At 69.5% G+C, this 18,821-nt stretch carries 20 protein-coding genes and 1 pseudogene; 16 read left to right on the top strand and 5 right to left on the bottom strand.

The genetic code is table 11. From position 1 onward, the window contains the following. Positions 1-26 precede the first annotated feature (26 nt). Together mqnC and BLW82_RS17970 are read left to right on the top strand one after the other, a co-directional pair. A complete protein-coding gene (gene mqnC / locus BLW82_RS17975; RefSeq protein WP_093499759.1) occupies positions 27-1,226 on the top strand; it encodes a cyclic dehypoxanthinyl futalosine synthase in 1,200 nt (399 codons plus the stop codon). 7 nt (positions 1,227-1,233) lie between these two features. Next, complete coding sequence (locus BLW82_RS17970; RefSeq protein WP_093499758.1) at positions 1,234-1,686, top strand: imidazolonepropionase-like domain-containing protein; 453 nt, start codon at positions 1,234-1,236, stop codon at positions 1,684-1,686. A 102-nt stretch (positions 1,687-1,788) separates the two neighbouring features. Here BLW82_RS17970 and BLW82_RS17965 read toward each other — a convergent pair whose 3' ends face one another. Continuing rightward, positions 1,789-2,028: a glycoside hydrolase family 18 protein gene (locus tag BLW82_RS17965; RefSeq protein WP_371131529.1), complete on the bottom strand. Its 240-nt coding sequence runs from the start codon at positions 2,026-2,028 to the stop codon at positions 1,789-1,791. A gap of 23 nt (positions 2,029-2,051) precedes the next feature. Between BLW82_RS17965 and BLW82_RS17960 the strand changes: the two are divergent. Next, positions 2,052-2,419 (top strand): annotated as a pseudogene (locus BLW82_RS17960) (acyltransferase); the annotation flags it as partial. Positions 2,420-2,443: 24 nt separating this feature from the next. After that, entirely contained in the window at positions 2,444-3,139 is a 696-nt protein-coding gene (locus tag BLW82_RS17955) for a demethylmenaquinone methyltransferase (RefSeq protein ID WP_093508105.1), read from the top strand. Positions 3,140-3,154: 15 nt separating this feature from the next. Here the strand turns inward: BLW82_RS17955 and BLW82_RS17950 are convergent, their stop codons facing one another. Beyond that, positions 3,155-3,466: a PASTA domain-containing protein gene (locus BLW82_RS17950; RefSeq protein WP_093499757.1), complete on the bottom strand. Its 312-nt coding sequence runs from the start codon at positions 3,464-3,466 to the stop codon at positions 3,155-3,157. 110 nt (positions 3,467-3,576) lie between these two features. Then, complete coding sequence (locus tag BLW82_RS17945) at positions 3,577-4,113, bottom strand: GNAT family N-acetyltransferase (RefSeq protein ID WP_093499756.1); 537 nt, start codon at positions 4,111-4,113, stop codon at positions 3,577-3,579. Positions 4,114-4,161: 48 nt separating this feature from the next. Between BLW82_RS17945 and BLW82_RS17940 the strand changes: the two genes are divergently transcribed. Beyond that, positions 4,162-5,496: a geranylgeranyl reductase family protein gene (locus BLW82_RS17940; protein ID WP_093499755.1), complete on the top strand. Its 1,335-nt coding sequence runs from the start codon at positions 4,162-4,164 to the stop codon at positions 5,494-5,496. 6 nt (positions 5,497-5,502) lie between these two features. Here BLW82_RS17940 and def read toward each other — a convergent pair whose 3' ends face one another. Both def and BLW82_RS17930 read right to left on the bottom strand, forming a co-directional pair. Continuing rightward, positions 5,503-6,129, bottom strand: a complete 627-nt coding sequence (gene def, locus BLW82_RS17935; RefSeq protein ID WP_093499754.1) for a peptide deformylase — start codon at positions 6,127-6,129, stop codon at positions 5,503-5,505. A gap of 328 nt (positions 6,130-6,457) precedes the next feature. Next, positions 6,458-7,264 (bottom strand): C40 family peptidase, encoded by an 807-nt coding sequence (locus BLW82_RS17930; protein ID WP_093499753.1) that lies wholly within the window; start codon positions 7,262-7,264, stop codon positions 6,458-6,460. 745 nt (positions 7,265-8,009) lie between these two features. Here BLW82_RS17930 and BLW82_RS17925 point away from each other — a divergent pair. The 11 genes from BLW82_RS17925 to nuoK are packed head-to-tail and all read left to right on the top strand — an operon-like array spanning position 8,010 to position 18,815. Next, positions 8,010-8,369 (top strand): NADH-quinone oxidoreductase subunit A, encoded by a 360-nt coding sequence (locus BLW82_RS17925; RefSeq protein ID WP_007383963.1) that lies wholly within the window; start codon positions 8,010-8,012, stop codon positions 8,367-8,369. A gap of 13 nt (positions 8,370-8,382) precedes the next feature. Continuing rightward, entirely contained in the window at positions 8,383-8,937 is a 555-nt protein-coding gene (locus BLW82_RS17920; protein WP_053654534.1) for a NuoB/complex I 20 kDa subunit family protein, read from the top strand. After that, positions 8,934-9,677 (top strand): NADH-quinone oxidoreductase subunit C, encoded by a 744-nt coding sequence (locus BLW82_RS17915; protein ID WP_093499752.1) that lies wholly within the window; start codon positions 8,934-8,936, stop codon positions 9,675-9,677. The genes BLW82_RS17920 and BLW82_RS17915 overlap by 4 nt, the downstream gene beginning before the upstream one ends. Then, on the top strand, positions 9,674-10,996 hold the full coding sequence (locus tag BLW82_RS17910; RefSeq protein WP_093499751.1) for an NADH-quinone oxidoreductase subunit D: 1,323 nt from the start codon (positions 9,674-9,676) through the stop codon (positions 10,994-10,996). The genes BLW82_RS17915 and BLW82_RS17910 overlap by 4 nt, the downstream gene beginning before the upstream one ends. Further along, complete coding sequence (gene nuoE / locus BLW82_RS17905) at positions 10,993-11,871, top strand: NADH-quinone oxidoreductase subunit NuoE (RefSeq protein ID WP_093499750.1); 879 nt, start codon at positions 10,993-10,995, stop codon at positions 11,869-11,871. The genes BLW82_RS17910 and nuoE overlap by 4 nt, the downstream gene beginning before the upstream one ends. Then, positions 11,871-13,217 carry an NADH-quinone oxidoreductase subunit NuoF gene (gene nuoF, locus BLW82_RS17900; RefSeq protein ID WP_093499749.1) on the top strand — a complete coding sequence of 449 codons (1,347 nt, stop codon included), beginning with the start codon at positions 11,871-11,873 and terminating at the stop codon, positions 13,215-13,217. The genes nuoE and nuoF overlap by 1 nt, the downstream gene beginning before the upstream one ends. Then, entirely contained in the window at positions 13,214-15,718 is a 2,505-nt protein-coding gene (locus tag BLW82_RS17895) for an NADH-quinone oxidoreductase subunit G (protein ID WP_093499748.1), read from the top strand. Before nuoF ends, BLW82_RS17895 begins: the two co-directional genes overlap by 4 nt. Beyond that, positions 15,715-17,079, top strand: a complete 1,365-nt coding sequence (gene nuoH / locus BLW82_RS17890; protein WP_093499747.1) for an NADH-quinone oxidoreductase subunit NuoH — start codon at positions 15,715-15,717, stop codon at positions 17,077-17,079. Before BLW82_RS17895 ends, nuoH begins: the two co-directional genes overlap by 4 nt. Continuing rightward, positions 17,072-17,680 carry an NADH-quinone oxidoreductase subunit NuoI gene (gene nuoI, locus BLW82_RS17885; RefSeq protein WP_093499746.1) on the top strand — a complete coding sequence of 203 codons (609 nt, stop codon included), beginning with the start codon at positions 17,072-17,074 and terminating at the stop codon, positions 17,678-17,680. The genes nuoH and nuoI overlap by 8 nt, the downstream gene beginning before the upstream one ends. Beyond that, positions 17,677-18,519 (top strand): NADH-quinone oxidoreductase subunit J, encoded by an 843-nt coding sequence (locus tag BLW82_RS17880; protein WP_093499745.1) that lies wholly within the window; start codon positions 17,677-17,679, stop codon positions 18,517-18,519. Before nuoI ends, BLW82_RS17880 begins: the two co-directional genes overlap by 4 nt. Next, positions 18,516-18,815 carry an NADH-quinone oxidoreductase subunit NuoK gene (gene nuoK / locus BLW82_RS17875; protein WP_046726439.1) on the top strand — a complete coding sequence of 100 codons (300 nt, stop codon included), beginning with the start codon at positions 18,516-18,518 and terminating at the stop codon, positions 18,813-18,815. Before BLW82_RS17880 ends, nuoK begins: the two co-directional genes overlap by 4 nt. Positions 18,816-18,821: the final 6 nt, after the last annotated feature.

The following is an 18,821-nucleotide window of genomic DNA, read 5'->3' as shown; positions in this document are numbered from 1 at the left end:
AAGCCATTACGAAAGGGACGCGCCCGGTGACCGAGAAGGCCGACCTGCAGTCCGTCCTCGACCGTGCCGCTGCCGGTGGGCGGATCACCCCGGAAGAGGCGCTCGACCTCTACCGCGACGCCCCGCTGCACGCGCTGGGCGCCGCCGCCGACGCCGTACGCCGCCGCCGGTACGCCGGCACCGAGCACATCGCGACGTACATCATCGAGCGGAACATCAACTACACGAACGTGTGCGTCACGGCGTGCAAGTTCTGCGCCTTCTACGCTGCCCCCAAGGACACCGCCAAGGGCTGGACCCGCGACCTCGACGACATCCTGCGCCGCTGCGCGGAGACGGTCGAACTGGGCGGCACCCAGATCATGTTCCAGGGCGGCCACCACCCGGACTACGGCGTCGAGTACTACGAGAAGCACTTCAAGGCGATCAAGGACGCGTTCCCGCAGCTGGTGATCCACTCCCTGGGCGCCTCCGAGGTCGAGCACATGGCCCGGATCTCCGGCGTCTCCGTCGAGGAGGCCATCACCCGCATCCACGAGGCCGGTCTCGACTCCTTCGCCGGCGCCGGCGCCGAGCTGCTCCCCGCGCGCCCCCGCAAGGCCATCGCGCCCCTCAAGGAGAGCGGCGAGCGCTGGCTGGAGATCATGGAGACAGCGCACCGGCTGGGCGTCGAGTCCACGTCGACCATGCTCATGGGCACCGGCGAGACCAACGCCGAGCGCATCGAGCACCTGCGCATGATCCGGGACGTCCAGGACCGGACGGGCGGCTTCCGCGCCTTCATCCCGTACACCTACCAGCCCGAGAACAACCACCTGAAGGGCCGCACGCAGGCCACGCTCTTCGAGTACCTGCGGATGATCGCGATCGCCCGCCTGTTCATGGACAACGTCGCCCACATCCAGGGCTCCTGGCTGACGACCGGCAAGGAGGTCGGCCAGCTCTCGCTCCACTACGGCGCGGACGACCTCGGCTCGATCATGCTGGAGGAGAACGTCGTCTCCTCCGCCGGCGCCAAGCACCGCTCCAACCGCCTGGAGATCATCGACCTGATCCGCAAGGCGGGCCGCGTCCCGGCGCAGCGCGCCACGACGTACGAGCACCTCGTGGTCCACGACGACCCGGCGAACGACCCGGTCGACGAGCGGGTGATGTCCCACATCTCCTCGACGGCGATCGAGGGTGGCACCGCCCACCCCGAGCTGAAGCTCCTCGCCTCCAACTGACCTACGGGTGGAGACGATTCACACGGCGGACCAGGTCTTCGTCAGCTGGGACGCCGAGCCGGTGGAGAACGGCGCGGTGGCCGTCGTACAGGACAGGATCGCCGCGTTCGGACCGTACGAGGACCTGCGCGCACGCTTCCCGCGGGCGCGGGTCCGTACCTGGCCGGGCAACGCCCTGGGCCCCGCCCGCATCCACGAGGCCCCCCTCCCGGACGCCCCGAGCCCACGGGAGCGCGTGCACGCCGTACTGAAGCTGGGGGCGGCCGCCGTCATGAAGCAGTACGTCGACTCACCCGAACTGAGGGCGGCGGCCGACCGCAACGACGTGGCGGTCGTCCCGGGTACGCCCTCGCCACCGACGATCGTGCCGACGGCCCGGGCCGATCTGGCGGTGTTCGACGAGGCGGGGGAGTGCATCGCCACGGTGTGCGCCGGGCGCCTTGTCCACAGACGGCGCTAGTAGGCTCGCGGGGGCGCGGGGGCGCGGGGGCGCGGGGGCGCGGGGGCGCGGGGGCGCGGGGGCGCGGGGGCGCGGGGGCGCGGGGGACTGCGCGATCAACCCTCACCGCCCCGCACACAACGCCCAATCGGCGAACGCCTCCCCGAACGCCCCCGAACTCTGCTTCACCCCAGTGCAGTTCGTCGCGGCGTCGTCCCGCGAAGCAGCCCCGCTCTCACACCGCACGTCCCGGAACGTCGACCACATCGACACCCACGCGTCCCCCTCCTTCTCGGCGAAGGCCCGCACCTCCTTCGCGTAGGACAACGAGGACGTCTCGGCCTGGCTCGCCGTCCTCGGCATACCTCTTCTGCCACGCTTCGGCACCAGACCTGGACGAGAATCCCCTCGCGCAGGCGTTTTGGTCGGCCGTTTCGTGATGCTGCTGATGTGTGGGCCAAGGATCACTTCACGGTCGATTTGCCCTGGCTGACCCGTCACCGGAAGCTCGACCGGACGGTCAGGGTCTTCAACCCGCGCGGTGACGATCCACCTCTGGCACGAGGTCGCCCTGGTCCTCGCGGTCCCGCTGATCGACCAGATGTGGAACGTGCCCGCGTTCGAGAAATGGCTCCCGCTGGACAGCCAGTGGTTCATGTTCGGCGTCGGCTGGATCCTGATCGCGGTGTTCGTCGTGGCGTGCGGCTGGGTGGAGGACATGGCCGCGAAGAAGAAGCCGAAGCGTCTCCCCTGAGGACGTGCTGCAAGAATGGCGAGCGTGACCCGCGCTTCCCTGAACAAGCAGCCGCACGAAGTCGCCTCGATGTTCGACGACGTGGCGGAACGGTACGACCTGACCAACGACGTCCTGTCGCTCGGCCAGGACCGGCAGTGGCGGAAGGAGGTCGCCAGGGCGGTTGACGCGCGCCCCGCGCAGAAGATCCTGGACCTGGCGGCCGGCACGGGTACCTCCTCCCAGCCGTTCGTCAGGGCCGGCGCCTACGTCGTGCCCTGCGACTTCTCCCTGGGCATGCTCCAGGTCGGCAAGCGGCGCAACGCCTGGATGCCCTTCACCGCCGGGGACGCCACCCGGCTGCCGTTCGGGGACGACACCTTCGACGCCGTGACGATCTCCTTCGGCCTGCGCAACGTCCAGGACACCGACGCGGCCCTGCGCGAGATGTACCGGGTGACGCGGCCCGGCGGGCGGGTCGTGATCTGCGAGTTCTCGCACCCGACCTGGGCGCCCTTCCGGACCGTCTACACCGAGTACCTCATGCGCGCCCTGCCGCCGGTCGCCCGCGCCGTCTCCTCCAACCCGGACGCCTACGTCTACCTCGCCGAGTCCATCCGCGCCTGGCCCGACCAGCCCGCGCTGGCCGGCCGGCTGCGCGCGGCGGGCTGGTCGAAGGTGGCCTGGCGCAACCTCACCGGCGGGATCGTCGCCCTGCACCGGGGCTTCAAGGAGGCCTGAGCCCCGACCGGGGACTCACAGGCTGCTCACCTCGAACGTGTTGTCCCCGGGCTGGTCCAGCTCCCGTTGCAGTCCGCCCCTGGGCGGCCGTGGGATGCGTGGCTCGCGCACGCCCCCGCCGCCCTCCCCGTCACCGAAGTCGAACCACACGTACACCATCGAGTCCCGCGGCACCTCGGCACCGGGCTGCGGGAACTGGCGCACGACGTAGTCGACGACCGTGAGATGGAAGTCGGGCCGGTCCGGCGCGTTGAGGAACAGACCCCGCGACCGGGCGGTCTCGCGCGCGTCCACGGCCATCAGCCCGACCAGCCGTGGCACGCGCACTTCGGGTGTTTTGGGTGTTATATGCACAGATGTCACCCCCAGCGATACTGGAAGGGTAACCCCCGACGTGTGGCGGCCGGAAGCGCAAAGTGTCTTTCTGTAGCAGATTGCTACTCTGCGTAATCGACTGACCTGTCGCCGCGCAGGTCGAGCCGGAAGCAGAGCGCCTCCTCCGGCAGACGCGGGTGCGGGAACGTCTCCCGCAGTTCCATCCCGAGGCGCCGGGTCACCGCGACGGACCGCTCGTTGCCCGGCCGCACCATCGCGACCACCGCCGGCACGCCCGCCGCCCGCAGCCGCCCCAGCGTCATGTGCGCCGCCGCCGTCACGTACCCCTTGCCCCAGTGGGCCCGCCCGAGCCGCCAGCCGATCTCGATCTCACCCCTGGGCCCCCAGTCCGGCGCCCACGGCTGGGCGCCGGTGAACCCGATGACCTGCCCGGCCTCGTCGGTCATCGTCCACAGGCAGAAGCCGAGCTCCGCGTCGTGCCGGCGTTGGCGGGCGGTGAGCTCCTCGTAGACGGACAGCTCGGCGGCCCTGCCGCCGTGGAACTCCATGACCTCGGGGTCGTCGAAGACCCGGTGCCAGGCGAACGCGTCCTCGTGCGTGGGTACACGCAGCCGTACCGCGGGGAGAGCTCGGTTCACAGGGGCAGCCCTTCAGCAGGGTGATCAGTACCGCTGAATAGACTGCCCATGTCCAGTGCCGGTCGGCACGCAGATTTCGAGCCTTGGGGAGCCCCCGCCGTGACCGAGCCCCTCTCCGAAAACACCGCCGATGTCATCGTCGTCGGCGCGGGGCCAGCCGGCTCCACGACGGCCTACCACCTCGCCAAGTCCGGCCTTGACGTACTCCTGCTGGAGAAGACCGAGTTCCCGCGCGAGAAGGTGTGCGGCGACGGACTCACCCCGCGCGCGGTGAAACAGCTGGTCGCCATGGGCATCGACATCTCCGAGGAGGCCGGCTGGCTGCGCAACAAGGGCCTGCGCATCATCGGCGGCGGCACCCGCCTCCAGCTCGACTGGCCGGATCTCGCCTCCTTCCCCGACTACGGCCTGGTCCGCAAACGCGACGACTTCGACGAACAGCTCGCCCGCCAGGCGCAGAAGGCGGGCGCCCGCCTCTACGAGCGCTGCAACGTCGGCGCCCCGATCGTCGACGACCGCACCGGCCGGATCACCGGCGTGCACGCCAAGCTCGGCGAGGAGAAGCGCGAAGTCACCTTCCACGCCCCGCTCGTCGTGGCCGCCGACGGCAACTCCACCCGGCTCTCCCTCGCGATGGGCCTGCACCGCCGCGAGGACCGCCCGATGGGCGTGGCCGTCCGGACCTATTTCACCTCCCCCCGTCACGAGGACGACTACCTGGAGTCGTGGCTGGAACTCTGGGACCGCCGCGGCCCCCAGGACCGCCTCCTTCCCGGCTACGGCTGGATCTTCGGCATGGGCGACGGCACCTCCAACGTGGGTCTCGGCGTCCTGAACACCTCCGACGCCTTCAAGGAACTGGACTGGCGCGAGGTCCTCAAGGCCTGGTGCGCGTCCATGCCCGAGGACTGGGGCTACACCCCCGAGAACATGACCGGCCCGATCCGCGGCGCCGCCCTCCCCATGGCCTTCAACCGCCAGCCCCACTACACCCGCGGTCTCCTCCTCGTCGGTGACGCCGGCGGCCTGGTGAACCCCTTCAACGGCGAGGGCATCGCCTACGCCATGGAGTCCGGCCAGATCGCCGCCGACGTCATCGTCCAGGCCCACGCGCGGTCCACGCCCAGCGGGCGCGAGCTGGCCCTGCAGCGCTACCCGCGCGTCCTCAAGGACACCTACGGCGGCTACTACACGCTGGGCCGCGCCTTCGTGAAGCTCATCGGCAACCCGAAGGTCATGCAGATCGCCGCCCAGCGCGGCCTGACCCACCCGCTGCTGATGAAGTTCACCCTGAAGCTCCTTGCGAACCTCACCGACCCGACCGGCGGCGACGCGATGGACCGCATCATCAACGGCCTGAGCAAGGCGGCCCCGAAGGCCTGACCGCTCCTAGGAGCCGATCGCCTCGATGTTGGCGGCCCGGCGGGCGTAGACGTCCTCCCGCCGGTCCGCCATCTGCCGCAGCGCTTCCTTCCGCTCCCGCCCGGTCAACCGGTCGAGATACACGCGTCCGTTCACATGGTCGGTCTCGTGCGCCAGGCAGCGGGCGAAATATCCTGTTCCCTCGATGGTGAGCGGATTGCCGTCCTTGTCCTGCCCGTGCACGATCGCCCGGTCCGGCCGCGGTACGTCCATCATCGCCCCCGGCACCGACAGGCACCCCTCGCCCTCGTCGATCAGTCGCCGCTCGCTCGGGTCCGGTGCCTCGAGGACGGGGTTGACGATGTGCCCGACATGTCGGACACCGTCGTCGTCGGGGCAGTCGTACACGAACAGCCGCAGGTCGACCCCGACTTGGTTCGCCGCGAGGCCGGCTCCCTCGGCGATGTACATGGTGCGGAACATGTCGTCGATGAGCGCGGCGAGGTCGGGGCCGAACTCGGTGACGTCCCGGCACGGCTTGTGCAGGACGTCCTCACCGGTCTCGGTGATCCGGCGCACCGAACCGCGCCGGGCCTCGGGGGCGTGCCGGGGGTAGTGGTCCATGGGATCGCCCTGGACGAAGACGCGTGGCATCGCGGTGTCTCCTTCTCGGATCTCGGGGCCGCCGCGCCGTGTGCGAGCGGCCTGCACCGAGCATCCCAGGAGTCTCCGGATCACGGGCGGGCCTGTGGAAAACCCTCGCCAGGGCCTGCGCCTGTGGAAAACCGGGAGAAGGACGGCCGGCGCGGAGGGGGCGATCCGTGCAGGAGGTGACCTGCGGAGGGGGTGACCTGCAGAGGAGGTGGCCCGCGGAGGGGGTGGTCCGTCGCCGGGCGGGCGCGCCGGAAGGGCCGCTGCCCCCGAGCGGCTGCGGCCCTACCGTGCTTGTGCGATGCCTGAGTTGTCTCGGTTGCCCGGGTTGTCAGAGCACCCGCACCGCGCCGGTCGGCGGGTCGTACGACAGCGGGTGCTCACCGACGCCGCTGGAGGGGTTCTGCGCGCCCACGAACATGCCGTCGCCCACGTACACCGCCACGTGGTACGCGCTGCCGGCGCTGCCCCAATAGAGGATGTCGCCGGGCTGGAGGTTGCTCAGCGAGACCTGGGTGCCCTGCGTCGACTGGTCCTGGGAGACGCGCGGCAGGCTGACGCCGACCGACTTGAAGGCGGCCTGGACGAGGCCAGAGCAGTCCCACGAGTTGGGGCCCGTGCCGCCGGAGACGTACGCGTCGCCGATCTGTGCCTTCACGAAGGCGACCACCGCGGCCGCCGAACCGGTCGCCGTGGACGTGCTCGTGGAGGCGCTGGAGCCCGTGGAGACACTGAGCGTGGTCCGCTCGGCGCTGCGCGAGGCGGCGCGCTCAGCGGCGGCCTTGCGGGCCTCCTCGGCCTTCTTCTTCTTGGCCTCGGCCTTCTGCTTCGCCTCGGCGAGGTCCGCCTTGGCCTGCTTCGCGGCATTTGCGGCGGCCGCGTCGCGCTCGGCCTGGAGGGTGTAGTTCGCCGCGGCCTGCTGCGTGGCGTCGGCGGACTGGGCCACCTGGGTGGCCAGATCGGCCGTCAGGGTGGGCAGTTCGAGCGTCTGCGTCACGGGTTCGGCGGCACTCGCCGAGGCCGCGCCCGCCGCTGCCATGCCGAGGACGCCACTGGCAACTCCGGCGCGCACGGCGATGCTTGTCGTCGCGCTGCGGCGGGATTTCCGGTGGCTGCGTATGTGAGCGGTGTGGGACATGGGAACAACCGGTATCAGGGGCTCCTTCATATCTACAAGAAACGTGTGCTGCGCCACAGTTGCTCAATCGAGACGCCAAATCCTTCGCGCGTCTTTCTTTATTGACGCCTTAACGGACATTGCGGACTCCTGTGATCAAGCCCGTGATCACGTTCTTTCGCTGTTACGTCCGGATTGCCCTCCGCCTACCATCGGTCGGGATGGTTGGCCAAGCCCCGTTCTCACACGCCCCTCACGGATGTGGCGGAGGTCACGGAACGGTTACCGGTGGGGGCGCGTCTCGCGCGTCCGGGTTCGTGAACGCGTGCACGCGTCCACATCGGCCACCGAACCTCCCCCCGATGTGTGAATGCGGCTCACTATCAAGGGGTCCCGTCCATGGCGAATTTGCATGCAGGGGAACCCTCTTGATATGGAGACGCCCACCCGGCACCCCGCCTGGTCTGCATCAACGATCGAAATTGTCACTTCTGGTGATCAGCTGAACGCTTCGCGTACGAAGATCACCACTCATCCGACTTCATGATCGATCGTCAGGTGGTGGAGATCACAAAGCTTGTGGAATACCCCGTGTCGCAGATCACAGAGCGGCGGGCATAAGATGCGAGGCAGTTGGGCTTGTGACCTGCTTCACATGTTCGCGATCTTCGCCCGGGACGCGCGGGGTTCGCGGGACGGACGAGGCAGGTGGGGAGCCCGATCCGAACCGCCACCAGTCAGTGCCGACTGAGAGGAGCGAGGAGCGGTGAACGCCTATGCGCCCATCCTCGTACTGGGAGCCCTCGGGGCAGGCTTTGCGATCTTCTCCGTGGTCATGGCCACGCTGATCGGTCCGAAGCGGTACAACCGCGCCAAGCTCGAAGCCTACGAGTGCGGTATCGAGCCGACCCCCACGCCGGCCGGGGGCGGGCGTTTCCCGATCAAGTACTACCTGACGGCGATGCTCTTCATCGTCTTCGACATCGAGATCGTCTTCCTCTACCCGTGGGCCGTCACCTTCGACGCCCTGGGTGTTTTCGGGCTCGTGGAGATGCTGCTCTTCGTGCTCACCGTCTTCGTCGCCTACGCATACGTCTGGCGACGCGGCGGCCTGGAATGGGACTGAGGGGTCTTTGGACATGGGACTCGAAGAAAAGCTGCCGAGCGGCTTCCTGCTGACCACCGTCGAGCAGGCCGCGGGCTGGGTGCGCAAGGCGTCCGTCTTCCCCGCCACCTTCGGCCTCGCCTGCTGCGCCATCGAGATGATGACCACCGGCGCCGGCCGCTACGACCTGGCCCGCTTCGGCATGGAGGTCTTCCGCGGCTCACCCCGCCAGGCCGACCTCATGATCGTCGCCGGCCGGGTCAGCCAGAAGATGGCGCCGGTGCTCAGGCAGGTCTACGACCAGATGCCCAATCCCAAGTGGGTGATCTCCATGGGCGTCTGCGCGTCCTCGGGCGGCATGTTCAACAACTACGCGATCGTCCAGGGCGTCGACCACATCGTCCCCGTCGACATCTACCTGCCGGGCTGCCCGCCGCGCCCCGAGATGCTGATGGACGCGATCCTCAAGCTCCACCAGAAGATCCAGACCTCCAAGCTCGGCGTCAACGCGAAGGAAGCGGCCCGGGAGGCGGAGGAGGCGGCGCTCAAGGCCCTGCCCACGATCGAGATGAAGGGGCTGCTGCGGTGAGCGACGCGAACGGCCACAACGGGGTCAACCCCGAGAAGGACCTGGCCGCCGACAACCTCCCGGGTCAGCGCGGCCAGGGCGGAGAGGAGATCCGCGTCCAGCGCGGCATGTTCGGCGCCAACAACGGCGGCGACACCTCCGGCTACGGCGGCCTGGTCCGCTCGGTGCGCCTCCCGGGACCGGCCACCCGCCCCTACGGCGGCTGGTTCGACGAGGTCGCCGACGAACTGGAGGGCGCGCTGGAGGAGCAGGGACTGCTCCCGGACAACGCCATCGAGAAGACGGTCGTCGACCGCGGCGAACTCACCTTCCACATCGAACGCGAGCACCTGCCGCGCGTCGCCCGCACCCTGCGCGACGACCCCGCCCTGCGCTTCGAACTGTGCACCGGCGTCAGCGGCGTCCACTACCTGCACGACAAGGGCCGCGAGCTGCACGCCGTCTACCACCTGCGCTCGATCACCCACAACCGGCTGATCCGCCTGGAGGTCAGCGCCCCGGACGCCGACCCGCACATCCCGTCCCTGGTCTCCGTCTATCCGACCAACGACTGGCACGAACGCGAGACCTACGACTTCTTCGGGATCGTCTTCGACGGTCACCCGGCCCTGACGCGGATCATGATGCCGGACGACTGGCAGGGCCATCCGCAGCGCAAGGACTACCCCCTCGGCGGCATCCCCGTCGAGTACAAGGGCGCCCAGATCCCGGCTCCGGACCAGCGGAGGTCGTACTCGTGAGCACACAGTCAGCAGCCGCCCGCGAAACCACCGAGGGCACCGTCTACACGGTCACCGGCGGCGACTGGGACGAGATCGTCCAGTCCGCGGCCCGCGCCGACGACGAGCGCATCGTCGTCAACATGGGTCCCCAGCACCCGTCCACCCATGGAGTGCTCCGCCTCATCCTGGAGATCGACGGCGAGACGGTCACCGAGGCCCGCTGCGGCATCGGCTACCTGCACACCGGCATCGAGAAGAACCTCGAGTTCCGGACGTGGACGCAGGGCACCACGTTCGTGACGCGCATGGACTACCTGACGTCCTTCTTCAACGAGACCGGCTACTGTCTCGCCGTCGAGAAGCTCCTCGGCATCGAGGACCAGATCAGCGAGCGCGCCAGCATCATCAGGGTGCTCCTGATGGAGCTCAACCGGCTCTCCTCCCACCTGGTGTGCATCGCCACCGGCGGCATGGAACTCGGCGCCACCACGATCATGATCTACGGCTTCCGTGATCGTGAAATGATTCTCGATCTCTACGAACTCATCACCGGCCTGCGGATGAACCACGCGTACATCCGCCCCGGCGGCCTCGCCCAGGACCTGCCGCCCGGCGCCGTCGACCAGATCCGCGAGTTCGTGAAGAAGATGCGCAAGAACCTCCCGGAGTACGACAAGCTCGCCACCGGGAACCCCATCTTCAAGGCCCGCATGCAGGACATCGGCTACCTCGACCTGGCCGGCTGCATGGCCCTCGGCGCCACCGGACCGATCCTGCGTGCCGCGGGCCTGCCGCACGACCTGCGCAAGGCACAGCCCTACTGCGGCTACGAGACGTACGACTTCGAGATCCCGACCGCCGACACCTGCGACGCCTACGGCCGCTTCCTGGTCCGCCTGGAGGAGATGCGCCAGTCGCTCGGGATCGTCGAGCAGTGCCTGGACCGGCTCCAGCCCGGGCCGGTCATGGTCGCCGACAAGAAGATCGCCTGGCCCGCCCAGCTCGCCCTCGGGCCGGACGGACTCGGCAACTCCCTCGACCACATCAAGAAGATCATGGGCACCTCCATGGAGGCCCTGATCCACCACTTCAAGCTCGTCACCGAGGGCTTCCGGGTCCCGCCCGGCCAGGCCTACACGGCCGTCGAGTCACCCAAGGGCGAGCTCGGCGTGCACGCCGTGTCCGACGGCGGCACCCGTCCCTACCGGGTCCACTTCCGCGACCCGTCCTTCACCAACCTGCAGGCCATGGCGGCGATGTGCGAGGGCGGCCAGGTCGCCGACGTCATCGTCGCCGTCGCGTCCATCGACCCCGTGATGGGAGGCGTCGACCGGTGACCACTTCTTCCTCGGAGCGCGGAATCAGCCTGGGCATGCCCGAGCTGCCCGCGCCCGCCTACCCGGACGACGTCCGGGCCCGCCTGGAGGCGGACGCGCGCGACATCGTCGCCCGCTACCCCGACTCCCGGTCCGCCCTGCTGCCGTTGCTGCACCTCGTGCAGGCGGAGGAAGGGCACGTCACGCGCACCGGGATGCAGTTCTGCGCGGACGTCCTGGAGCTGACCACGGCCGAGGTCACCGCCGTCGCCACCTTCTACACCATGTACCGGCGCAAGCCCTCCGGCGACTACCAGGTGGGCGTCTGCACCAACACGCTGTGCGCGGTCATGGGCGGCGACGCGATCTTCGAGACCCTCCAGGAGCACCTGGGCGTCGGCAACGGCGAGACCACCGGCGACGGCAAGGTCACCCTGGAGCACATCGAGTGCAACGCGGCCTGCGACTTCGCGCCCGTCGTGATGGTCAACTGGGAGTTCTTCGACAACCAGACCCCGGCCAGCGCCAAACGCCTCGTCGACGACCTGCGCGCGGGCCGGGACGTTGAGCCCACCCGCGGCGCCCGGCTGTGCACCTTCAAGGAGACCGCGCGGATCCTGGCCGGCTTCCCCGACGAGCGGCCCGGAGCCGTGGAGGAGGGCGGGAGTGCGGGACCCGCGTCGCTGGTGGGCCTCCGCCTGGCAAGGGGTGAGGCCGCACCCGCGCGCGTGGTCCATCCGCGCGGAGGTCCGCAGGAGGGAGCGCCGGACCGGCAGGACCGGTCGGCGCACGAGCCGTCGCCGGCCGAGCACCTCAGTTCCCATGACGCACCGCAGGAGACCTCGGCCTCCGACCCGTCGCACCCGGCAGGGACTGCCGCCGAGGAGGGGGAGTGATGACGGTGGTACCCGACCTCAAGGACACCAGCCCCGAGAAGCTGCTCGCACCCGTGCTGTCGGCCTTCTGGGACGAGGACCGGTCCTGGACGCTCGACGTCTACCGGAGGCACGAGGGATACGAGGGGCTCCGCAAGGCGCTCGCCATGTCACCGGACGACCTGATCGCCTACGTCAAGGAGTCCGGACTGCGCGGCCGCGGCGGCGCGGGATTCCCCACCGGGATGAAGTGGCAGTTCATTCCGCAGGGAGACGGCAAACCGCACTATCTAGTTGTCAACGCCGACGAATCGGAGCCCGGGACCTGCAAGGACATCCCGCTCCTGTTCGCCAACCCGCACAGCCTCATCGAGGGCATCGTGATCGCGTGCTACGCCATCCGGTCGTCGCATGCCTTCATCTACCTGCGTGGTGAAGTCGTCCCCGTCCTGCGGCGGTTGCACGAGGCCGTGCGCGAGGCCTACGCGGCCGGCTACCTCGGCGAGAACATCCTCGGCAGCGGACTCGACCTGCAGCTCACCGTGCACGCCGGCGCCGGCGCGTACATCTGCGGTGAGGAGACCGCACTGCTCGACTCGCTCGAAGGCCGCCGCGGTCAACCGCGACTGCGTCCCCCCTTCCCTGCCGTCGAAGGGCTCTATGCCTGCCCGACTGTTGTGAACAACGTCGAGTCCATCGCCTCGGTTCCCGCCATCCTCCACAAGGGCAAGGAATGGTTCAGGTCGATGGGGAGCGAGAAGTCGCCCGGCTTCACGCTCTACTCCCTCAGCGGCCACGTCGCGAGCCCCGGCCAGTACGAGGCACCGCTCGGCATCACCCTGCGCCAGCTCCTAGACATGAGCGGCGGGATGCGGCCGGGCCACCGCCTGAAGTTCTGGACCCCGGGCGGCTCCTCGACGCCCATGTTCACCGACGAGCACCTCGACGTCCCCCTCGACTACGAAGGGGTGGGCGCCGCGGGCTCCATGCTCGGCACCAAGGCACTCCAGTGCTTCGACGAGACCACCTGCGTGGTGCGCGCCGTCACCCGCTGGACCGAGTTCTACGCCCACGAGTCCTGCGGCAAGTGCACCCCCTGCCGCGAAGGCACCTACTGGCTCGTGCAGTTGCTCCGCGACATCGAGGCCGGCAAGGGCGTGATGTCCGACCTCGACAAGCTGAACGACATCGCCGACAACATCAACGGCAAGTCCTTCTGCGCCCTCGGCGACGGCGCGGCGTCCCCGATCTTCTCCTCGCTCAAGTACTTCCGCGAGGAGTACGAACAGCACATCACGGGCCGGGGCTGCCCCTTCGACCCGGCCAAGTCGACGGCCTGGGCGGACCGCCCGGAGGTGAACGCATGACCGTGACCACGAGTTCCCCCTCCTCAGGGGGAACGGCGGCGGTCCCGCCGGAGGACCTCGTCACGCTGACGATCGACGGCATCGAGATCAGCGTGCCCAAGGGCACCCTGGTCATCCGTGCCGCCGAACAGCTCGGCATCGAGATCCCGCGCTTCTGCGACCACCCCCTGCTGGACCCGGCCGGCGCCTGCCGCCAGTGCATCGTCGAGGTCGAGGGCCAGCGCAAGCCCATGGCCTCCTGCACGATCACCTGTACGGACGGGATGGTGGTTAAGACTCACCTCACCTCGCCCGTCGCCGAGAAGGCCCAGCACGGCGTGATGGAGCTGCTGCTCATCAACCACCCGCTGGACTGCCCGGTCTGCGACAAGGGCGGCGAGTGCCCGTTGCAGAACCAGGCCATGTCGCACGGCAACGCCGAGTCCCGCTTCGAGGGCCGCAAGCGCACCTACGAGAAGCCCGTCCCGATCTCCACCCAGGTGCTCCTGGACCGCGAACGGTGCGTGCTGTGCGCCCGCTGCACCCGGTTCTCCAACCAGGTCGCCGGCGACCCGATGATCGAACTCCTGGAGCGCGGCGCGCTGCAGCAGGTCGGCACCGGCGAGGGCGACCCGTTCGAGTCGTACTTCTCCGGGAACACCATCCAGATCTGCCCGGTCGGCGCTCTCACCTCGGCGGCGTACCGCTTCCGCTCCCGGCCCTTCGACCTGATCTCCTCGCCGTCCGTGTGCGAGCACTGCTCGGGCGGCTGTGCCACCCGCACCGACCACCGGCGCGGCAAGGTCATGCGGCGGCTCGCCGCCGACGACCCCGAGGTCAACGAGGAGTGGATCTGCGACAAGGGACGCTTCGCGTTCCGGTACACGCAGCAGAAGGACCGCCTGGAGACCCCGCTGGTCCGCAATGCCCAGGGGGTCCTCGAAGCCGCCTCCTGGCCGGAGGCCCTCGAAGCCGCCGCCCGGGGCCTGGCCGCCGCCCGCTCCCGGGCCGGCGTCCTCACCGGTGGCCGGCTCACCGTCGAGGACGCCTACGCGTACAGCAAGTTCGCGCGCGTGGCCCTCGACACCAACGACATCGACTTCCGCGCGCGCGTGCACACCAGCGAGGAGGCCGACTTCCTGGCCGCACGGGTGGCGGGCCGCGGCCGCGACCTGGACGGTACGGGCGTCACCTACACCTCCCTGGAGAAGGCACCCGCCGTCCTCCTCGTCGGGTTCGAGTCGGAAGAGGAGGCGCCCGGCGTCTTCCTGCGGCTGCGCAAGGCCTGGCGCAAGCACAAGCAGCAGGTGTTCTCCCTCGCCACGTACGCCACACGCGGGCTGGAGAAGGCGGGGGGCACGCTGCTGCCGGCCGCACCAGGCACCGAGACCGAGTGGCTGGACGCACTCGCGAGCGGAGTCGGCCTGGAGGAGTCCGGCACCCGGGCCGCCGAGTCGCTGCGCTCCGAGGGCGCGGTGATCGTCGTAGGGGAACGGCTGGCGTCGGTCGCCGGCGGCCTCACCGCCGCCGTACGGGCCGCCACCGCCACCGGCGCCCAGCTGGTGTGGATCCCCCGCCGGGCCGGTGAACGCGGCGCGCTCGAGGCGGGTGCGCTGCCGTCGCTGCTGCCGGGCGGCCGCCCGGCCACCGACCCACGCGCGCGTGAGGAGGTCGCCGCCGCCTGGGGCGTCTCCGAACTCCCGCTCCGCTACGGCCGCGACACCGGCCAGATCGTCGAGGCCGCCGCCCGCGGCGAACTGTCCGCCCTGCTGGTCGCCGGCGTAGAGGTCGCCGACCTGCCCGACCCGGCACGCGCGCGTGCGGCACTCGAAGCCGTCGGCTTCCTGGTCTCGCTGGAGCTGCGGCCCAGCGAGGTCACCGAGCACGCCGACGTCGTCCTGCCGGTCGCCGCGGTCGCCGAGAAGGCCGGCACCTTCCTCAACTGGGAAGGCCGGGCGCGTCTCTTCGAGGCCGCCCTCAAGCCCGAGCAGATGACCCGGCGGCTGCCGCCCACCGACGCGCGCGTGCTGCAGATGCTCGCCGACGCCATGGACGTCCACCTCGGCCTGCCCGACCTGCGCACCGCGCGGGCGGAACTGGACCGGCTCGCCGCCTGGGACGGACCCAAGGCCTGCGCACCCCTGGAGACGGCGGCCTCGCTGCCCAGGCCCGCCGCCGGGGAGGCCGTGCTCGCCGGGCACCGGCTCCTCCTCGACCAGGGCGTCCTCCAGGACGGCGACGACGCACTGGCAGGCACCCGGCACGCCGCCCACGCGCGCGTGTCCGCGGCGACCGCCGCCGAGGCGGGCGTCGAGGACGGCGGCCTCATCGCCGTCACCGCGGGCGCCGGCACCGTCGAACTCCCGCTCAGGATCACCGAGATGCCCGACCGCGTGGTCTGGCTCCCGCTGAACTCGGCCGGCGGCGGCGTCGCCTCCGACACCGGGGCGCTGCCCGGCTCCCTCGTCCGCATCGGCCCGGCGGGTACCGCCGGTGAGGCACCCAAGGAGGTGGAGGCATGAGCCCGTACCTCGCCGCTGAAGACCTCTCCATGTTCGGCCGCGACCCCTGGTGGCTGGTCGTCCTCAAGGCGGTCTTCTGCTTCGCCTTCCTGATGGTGACCGTGCTGATCTCCATCGTCATGGAGCGCAAGGTCGTCGCCTGGATGCAGCTGCGCATCGGCCCCAACCGGCACGGTCCCTGGGGCATGCTCCAGTCGCTCGCCGACGGCATCAAACTGATGCTCAAGGAAGACGTCGTCGTCAAACGCGCCGACAAGGTCGTCTACGTCCTTGCGCCGATCGTCGCGGCGATCCCGGCGTTCATGGCCATCGCGGTCATCCCGTTCGGCCCGGCCGACAACGAGATCTCCATCTTCGGCCACCGCACCACGATGCAGCTCACCGACCTGCCGATCGCGATGCTCTACATCCTCGCGGTCGCCTCCGTCGGCATCTACGGCATCGTCCTCGCCGGATGGAGCTCCGGCTCCACCTACCCGCTCCTCGGCGGCCTGCGCTCCTGCGCCCAGATGATCTCCTACGAGATCGCCATGGGCGCCGCGTTCGCCTCCGTGTTCCTGTACTCCGGGTCGATGTCGACGTCCACGATCGTCGACCAGCAGCAGGGCCGCTGGTACATCCTGCTGCTGCCGGTCTCGTTCGTCCTCTACGTCGTCACCATGATCGGCGAGACCAACCGCGCACCCTTCGACATGCCCGAGTCCGAGGGCGACCTGGTCGGCGGCTTCAACACCGAGTACTCGTCGATCAAGTTCGCGATGTTCATGCTCGCCGAGTACGTCAACATGGTGACCGTCTCGGCCGTGTCGACCACCCTGTTCCTCGGCGGCTGGCGGGCCCCCTGGCCGATCAGCACCGTCTGGGCGGGGGCCAACCACGGCTGGTGGCCGATGCTCTGGTTCGTCGCCAAGGTCGTCCTGCTGCTGTTCGGCTTCGTCTGGGTGCGCGGCACGCTCCCGCGCGTGCGCTACGACCAGTTGATGAAGCTCGGCTGGAAGGTCCTCATCCCGGTCTCCGTCGTCTGGCTGATGCTCGTCGCGACCGTGCGGACCCTGCGCAACCAGAACTACGACTTCGCCGACATCGCCCTCTACGTCGGCGGTGGAGTCCTCGCACTGCTGGTCCTGTCCTTCGTCGTCGACATGTTCCGCGACAAGGGCCAGGAGGCCGCGCAGCCGAACGCCGAACCGGCCGCGTTCGACCCGATGGCGGGCGGCTTCCCCGTACCGCCGCTGCCCGGACAGGAACTGCCGCCGGTGCCCCGGCGCACCCCCCGCCGGGAGCGGGAGCTGATTGTCAGTGGCGGGCCGGACACTGTCAGTGACGGACCTACGGATGGAAAGGAGGCGTCCGATGGCTGAGGAGCCCAAGGAGACCAAGCCCGGTTTCCAGAACCCCGTCGCCGGCTTCGGCGTGACCTTCAAGGCCATGTTCAAGAAGCGGCTGACCGAGCAGTACCCGGAACAGGCGAAGACCACGGCCCCGCGGTTCCACGGACGGCACCAGCTCAACCGCCATCCGGACGGCCTGGAGAAGTGCGTCGGCTGCGAACTGTGCGCCTGGGCGTGCCCCGCCGACGCCATCTACGTGGAAGGCGCCGACAACACCGACGAGGAGCGCTACTCGCCGGGTGAGCGCTACGGCCGCGTCTACCAGATCAACTACGCCCGCTGCATCCTGTGCGGCCTGTGCATCGAGGCGTGCCCCACGCGCGCGCTCACGATGACCAACGAGTTCGAACTGGCCGACAGCAGCCGCGCCAACCTCATCTACACCAAGGAGCAGCTGCTCGCCGGCCTCGATGAGGGCATGGTCGACACACCGCACTCGATCTTCCCGGGGACCGACGAACAGGACTACTACCGGGGCCTGGTCACCGAGGCCGCGCCCGGGACCGTACGCCAGGTGGCCGTCTCCAAGGGCGAGAAGCCCGAGGACCAGGACCAGGAGGTGGACGCATGAGCCCGCAGCTCGCCGCCTACGCCACCTCCACCGGCGAGGCCTTCCAGTTCTGGGTCCTCGGCACCGTCGCCGTGATCGGCGCCCTGTCCACCGTCTTCATGAAGCGGGCCGTGCACAGCGCGCTGTCACTCGCCGGAACGATGATCATCCTGGCGGTGTTCTACCTCGCCAACGGTGCCTACTTCCTCGGCATCGTCCAGATCGTCGTCTACACCGGCGCGATCATGATGCTGTTCCTCTTCGTGGTGATGCTGGTCGGCGTGACCGCCGCCGATTCCCTGAAGGAGACCATCAAGGGCCAGCGCTGGCTGGCCCTGCTCTGCGGGGTCGGCTTCGGCGTCCTGCTCCTCGCGGGCATCGCCAACGCCTCCCTGAAGGACTTCGCGGGCACCGGCCAGGCCAACGCCAACGGAAACGTGGAGGGCCTCGCCGCCCTCATCTTCACCAAGTACGTCTTCGCCTTCGAAATCACCGGCGCCCTGCTCATCACCGCCGCGATCGGCGCCATGGTGCTCACCCACCGGGAGCGCACCGAACGCGCCAAGACCCAGCGCGAGCAGTCCGAGCAGCGCGTCCGCGACGGCAAGCACCTGCCGCCGCTGCCCGCCCCCGGCGTCTACGCCCGGCACAACGCCGTGGACATCGCCGGCCTGCTCCCCGACGGCACCCCGTCCGAGCTCACCGTCAGCAAGACGCTCCGCGACCGCGGCCAGGTCCGTGACGTGTCCGCCGAGGTGCTCGGCGACCTGCGGGCCCTGGAACAGCGCTCCGAGGAACGGCTGGAGCGGACCCCGGTCGAGCCCACGCACTTCAAGCGCAGCGAGGAGGCGTCGAAGTGAACCCCGTCTACTACCTCTACCTCGCCGCCCTGTTGTTCACGATCGGCGCCACCGGTGTGCTGATCAGACGGAACGCGATCGTCGTCTTCATGTGCATCGAGCTCATGCTGAACGCCTGCAACCTCGCGTTCGTCGTCTTCTCCCGGATGCACGGCAATCTCGACGGCCAGATCATCGCCTTCTTCACGATGGTCGTCGCCGCCGCGGAGGTCGTGGTCGGTCTCGCGATCATCGTGTCGCTGTTCCGTACCCGCCACTCGGCCTCGGTCGACGACGCCAGCCTGATGAAGCTGTAAGGGGTC

The organism is Streptomyces sp. Ag109_O5-10 (genome assembly GCF_900105755.1).
Taxonomy (GTDB): domain Bacteria; phylum Actinomycetota; class Actinomycetes; order Streptomycetales; family Streptomycetaceae; genus Streptomyces.
Note: the sequence above shows the minus strand (reverse complement) of the source record. Positions and strands in the feature narration are given on the sequence as shown.

Excerpts from the sequence above, each read along its gene's own strand:
- BLW82_RS17965 (WP_371131529.1), bottom strand. The coding sequence starts at position 2,028 with ATGCCGAGGACGGCGAGCCAGGCCGAGACGTCCTCGTTGTCCTACGCG.
- BLW82_RS17940 (WP_093499755.1), top strand. The coding sequence starts at position 4,162 with ATGTCCAGTGCCGGTCGGCACGCAGATTTCGAGCCTTGGGGAGCCCCC.
- def (WP_093499754.1), bottom strand. The coding sequence starts at position 6,129 with ATGCCACGCGTCTTCGTCCAGGGCGATCCCATGGACCACTACCCCCGG.
- BLW82_RS17930 (WP_093499753.1), bottom strand. The coding sequence starts at position 7,264 with ATGTCCCACACCGCTCACATACGCAGCCACCGGAAATCCCGCCGCAGC.
- BLW82_RS17920 (WP_053654534.1), top strand. The coding sequence starts at position 8,383 with ATGGGACTCGAAGAAAAGCTGCCGAGCGGCTTCCTGCTGACCACCGTC.
- nuoF (WP_093499749.1), top strand. The coding sequence starts at position 11,871 with ATGACGGTGGTACCCGACCTCAAGGACACCAGCCCCGAGAAGCTGCTC.
- BLW82_RS17895 (WP_093499748.1), top strand. The coding sequence starts at position 13,214 with ATGACCGTGACCACGAGTTCCCCCTCCTCAGGGGGAACGGCGGCGGTC.
- nuoH (WP_093499747.1), top strand. The coding sequence starts at position 15,715 with ATGAGCCCGTACCTCGCCGCTGAAGACCTCTCCATGTTCGGCCGCGAC.
- nuoI (WP_093499746.1), top strand. The coding sequence starts at position 17,072 with ATGGCTGAGGAGCCCAAGGAGACCAAGCCCGGTTTCCAGAACCCCGTC.
- BLW82_RS17880 (WP_093499745.1), top strand. The coding sequence starts at position 17,677 with ATGAGCCCGCAGCTCGCCGCCTACGCCACCTCCACCGGCGAGGCCTTC.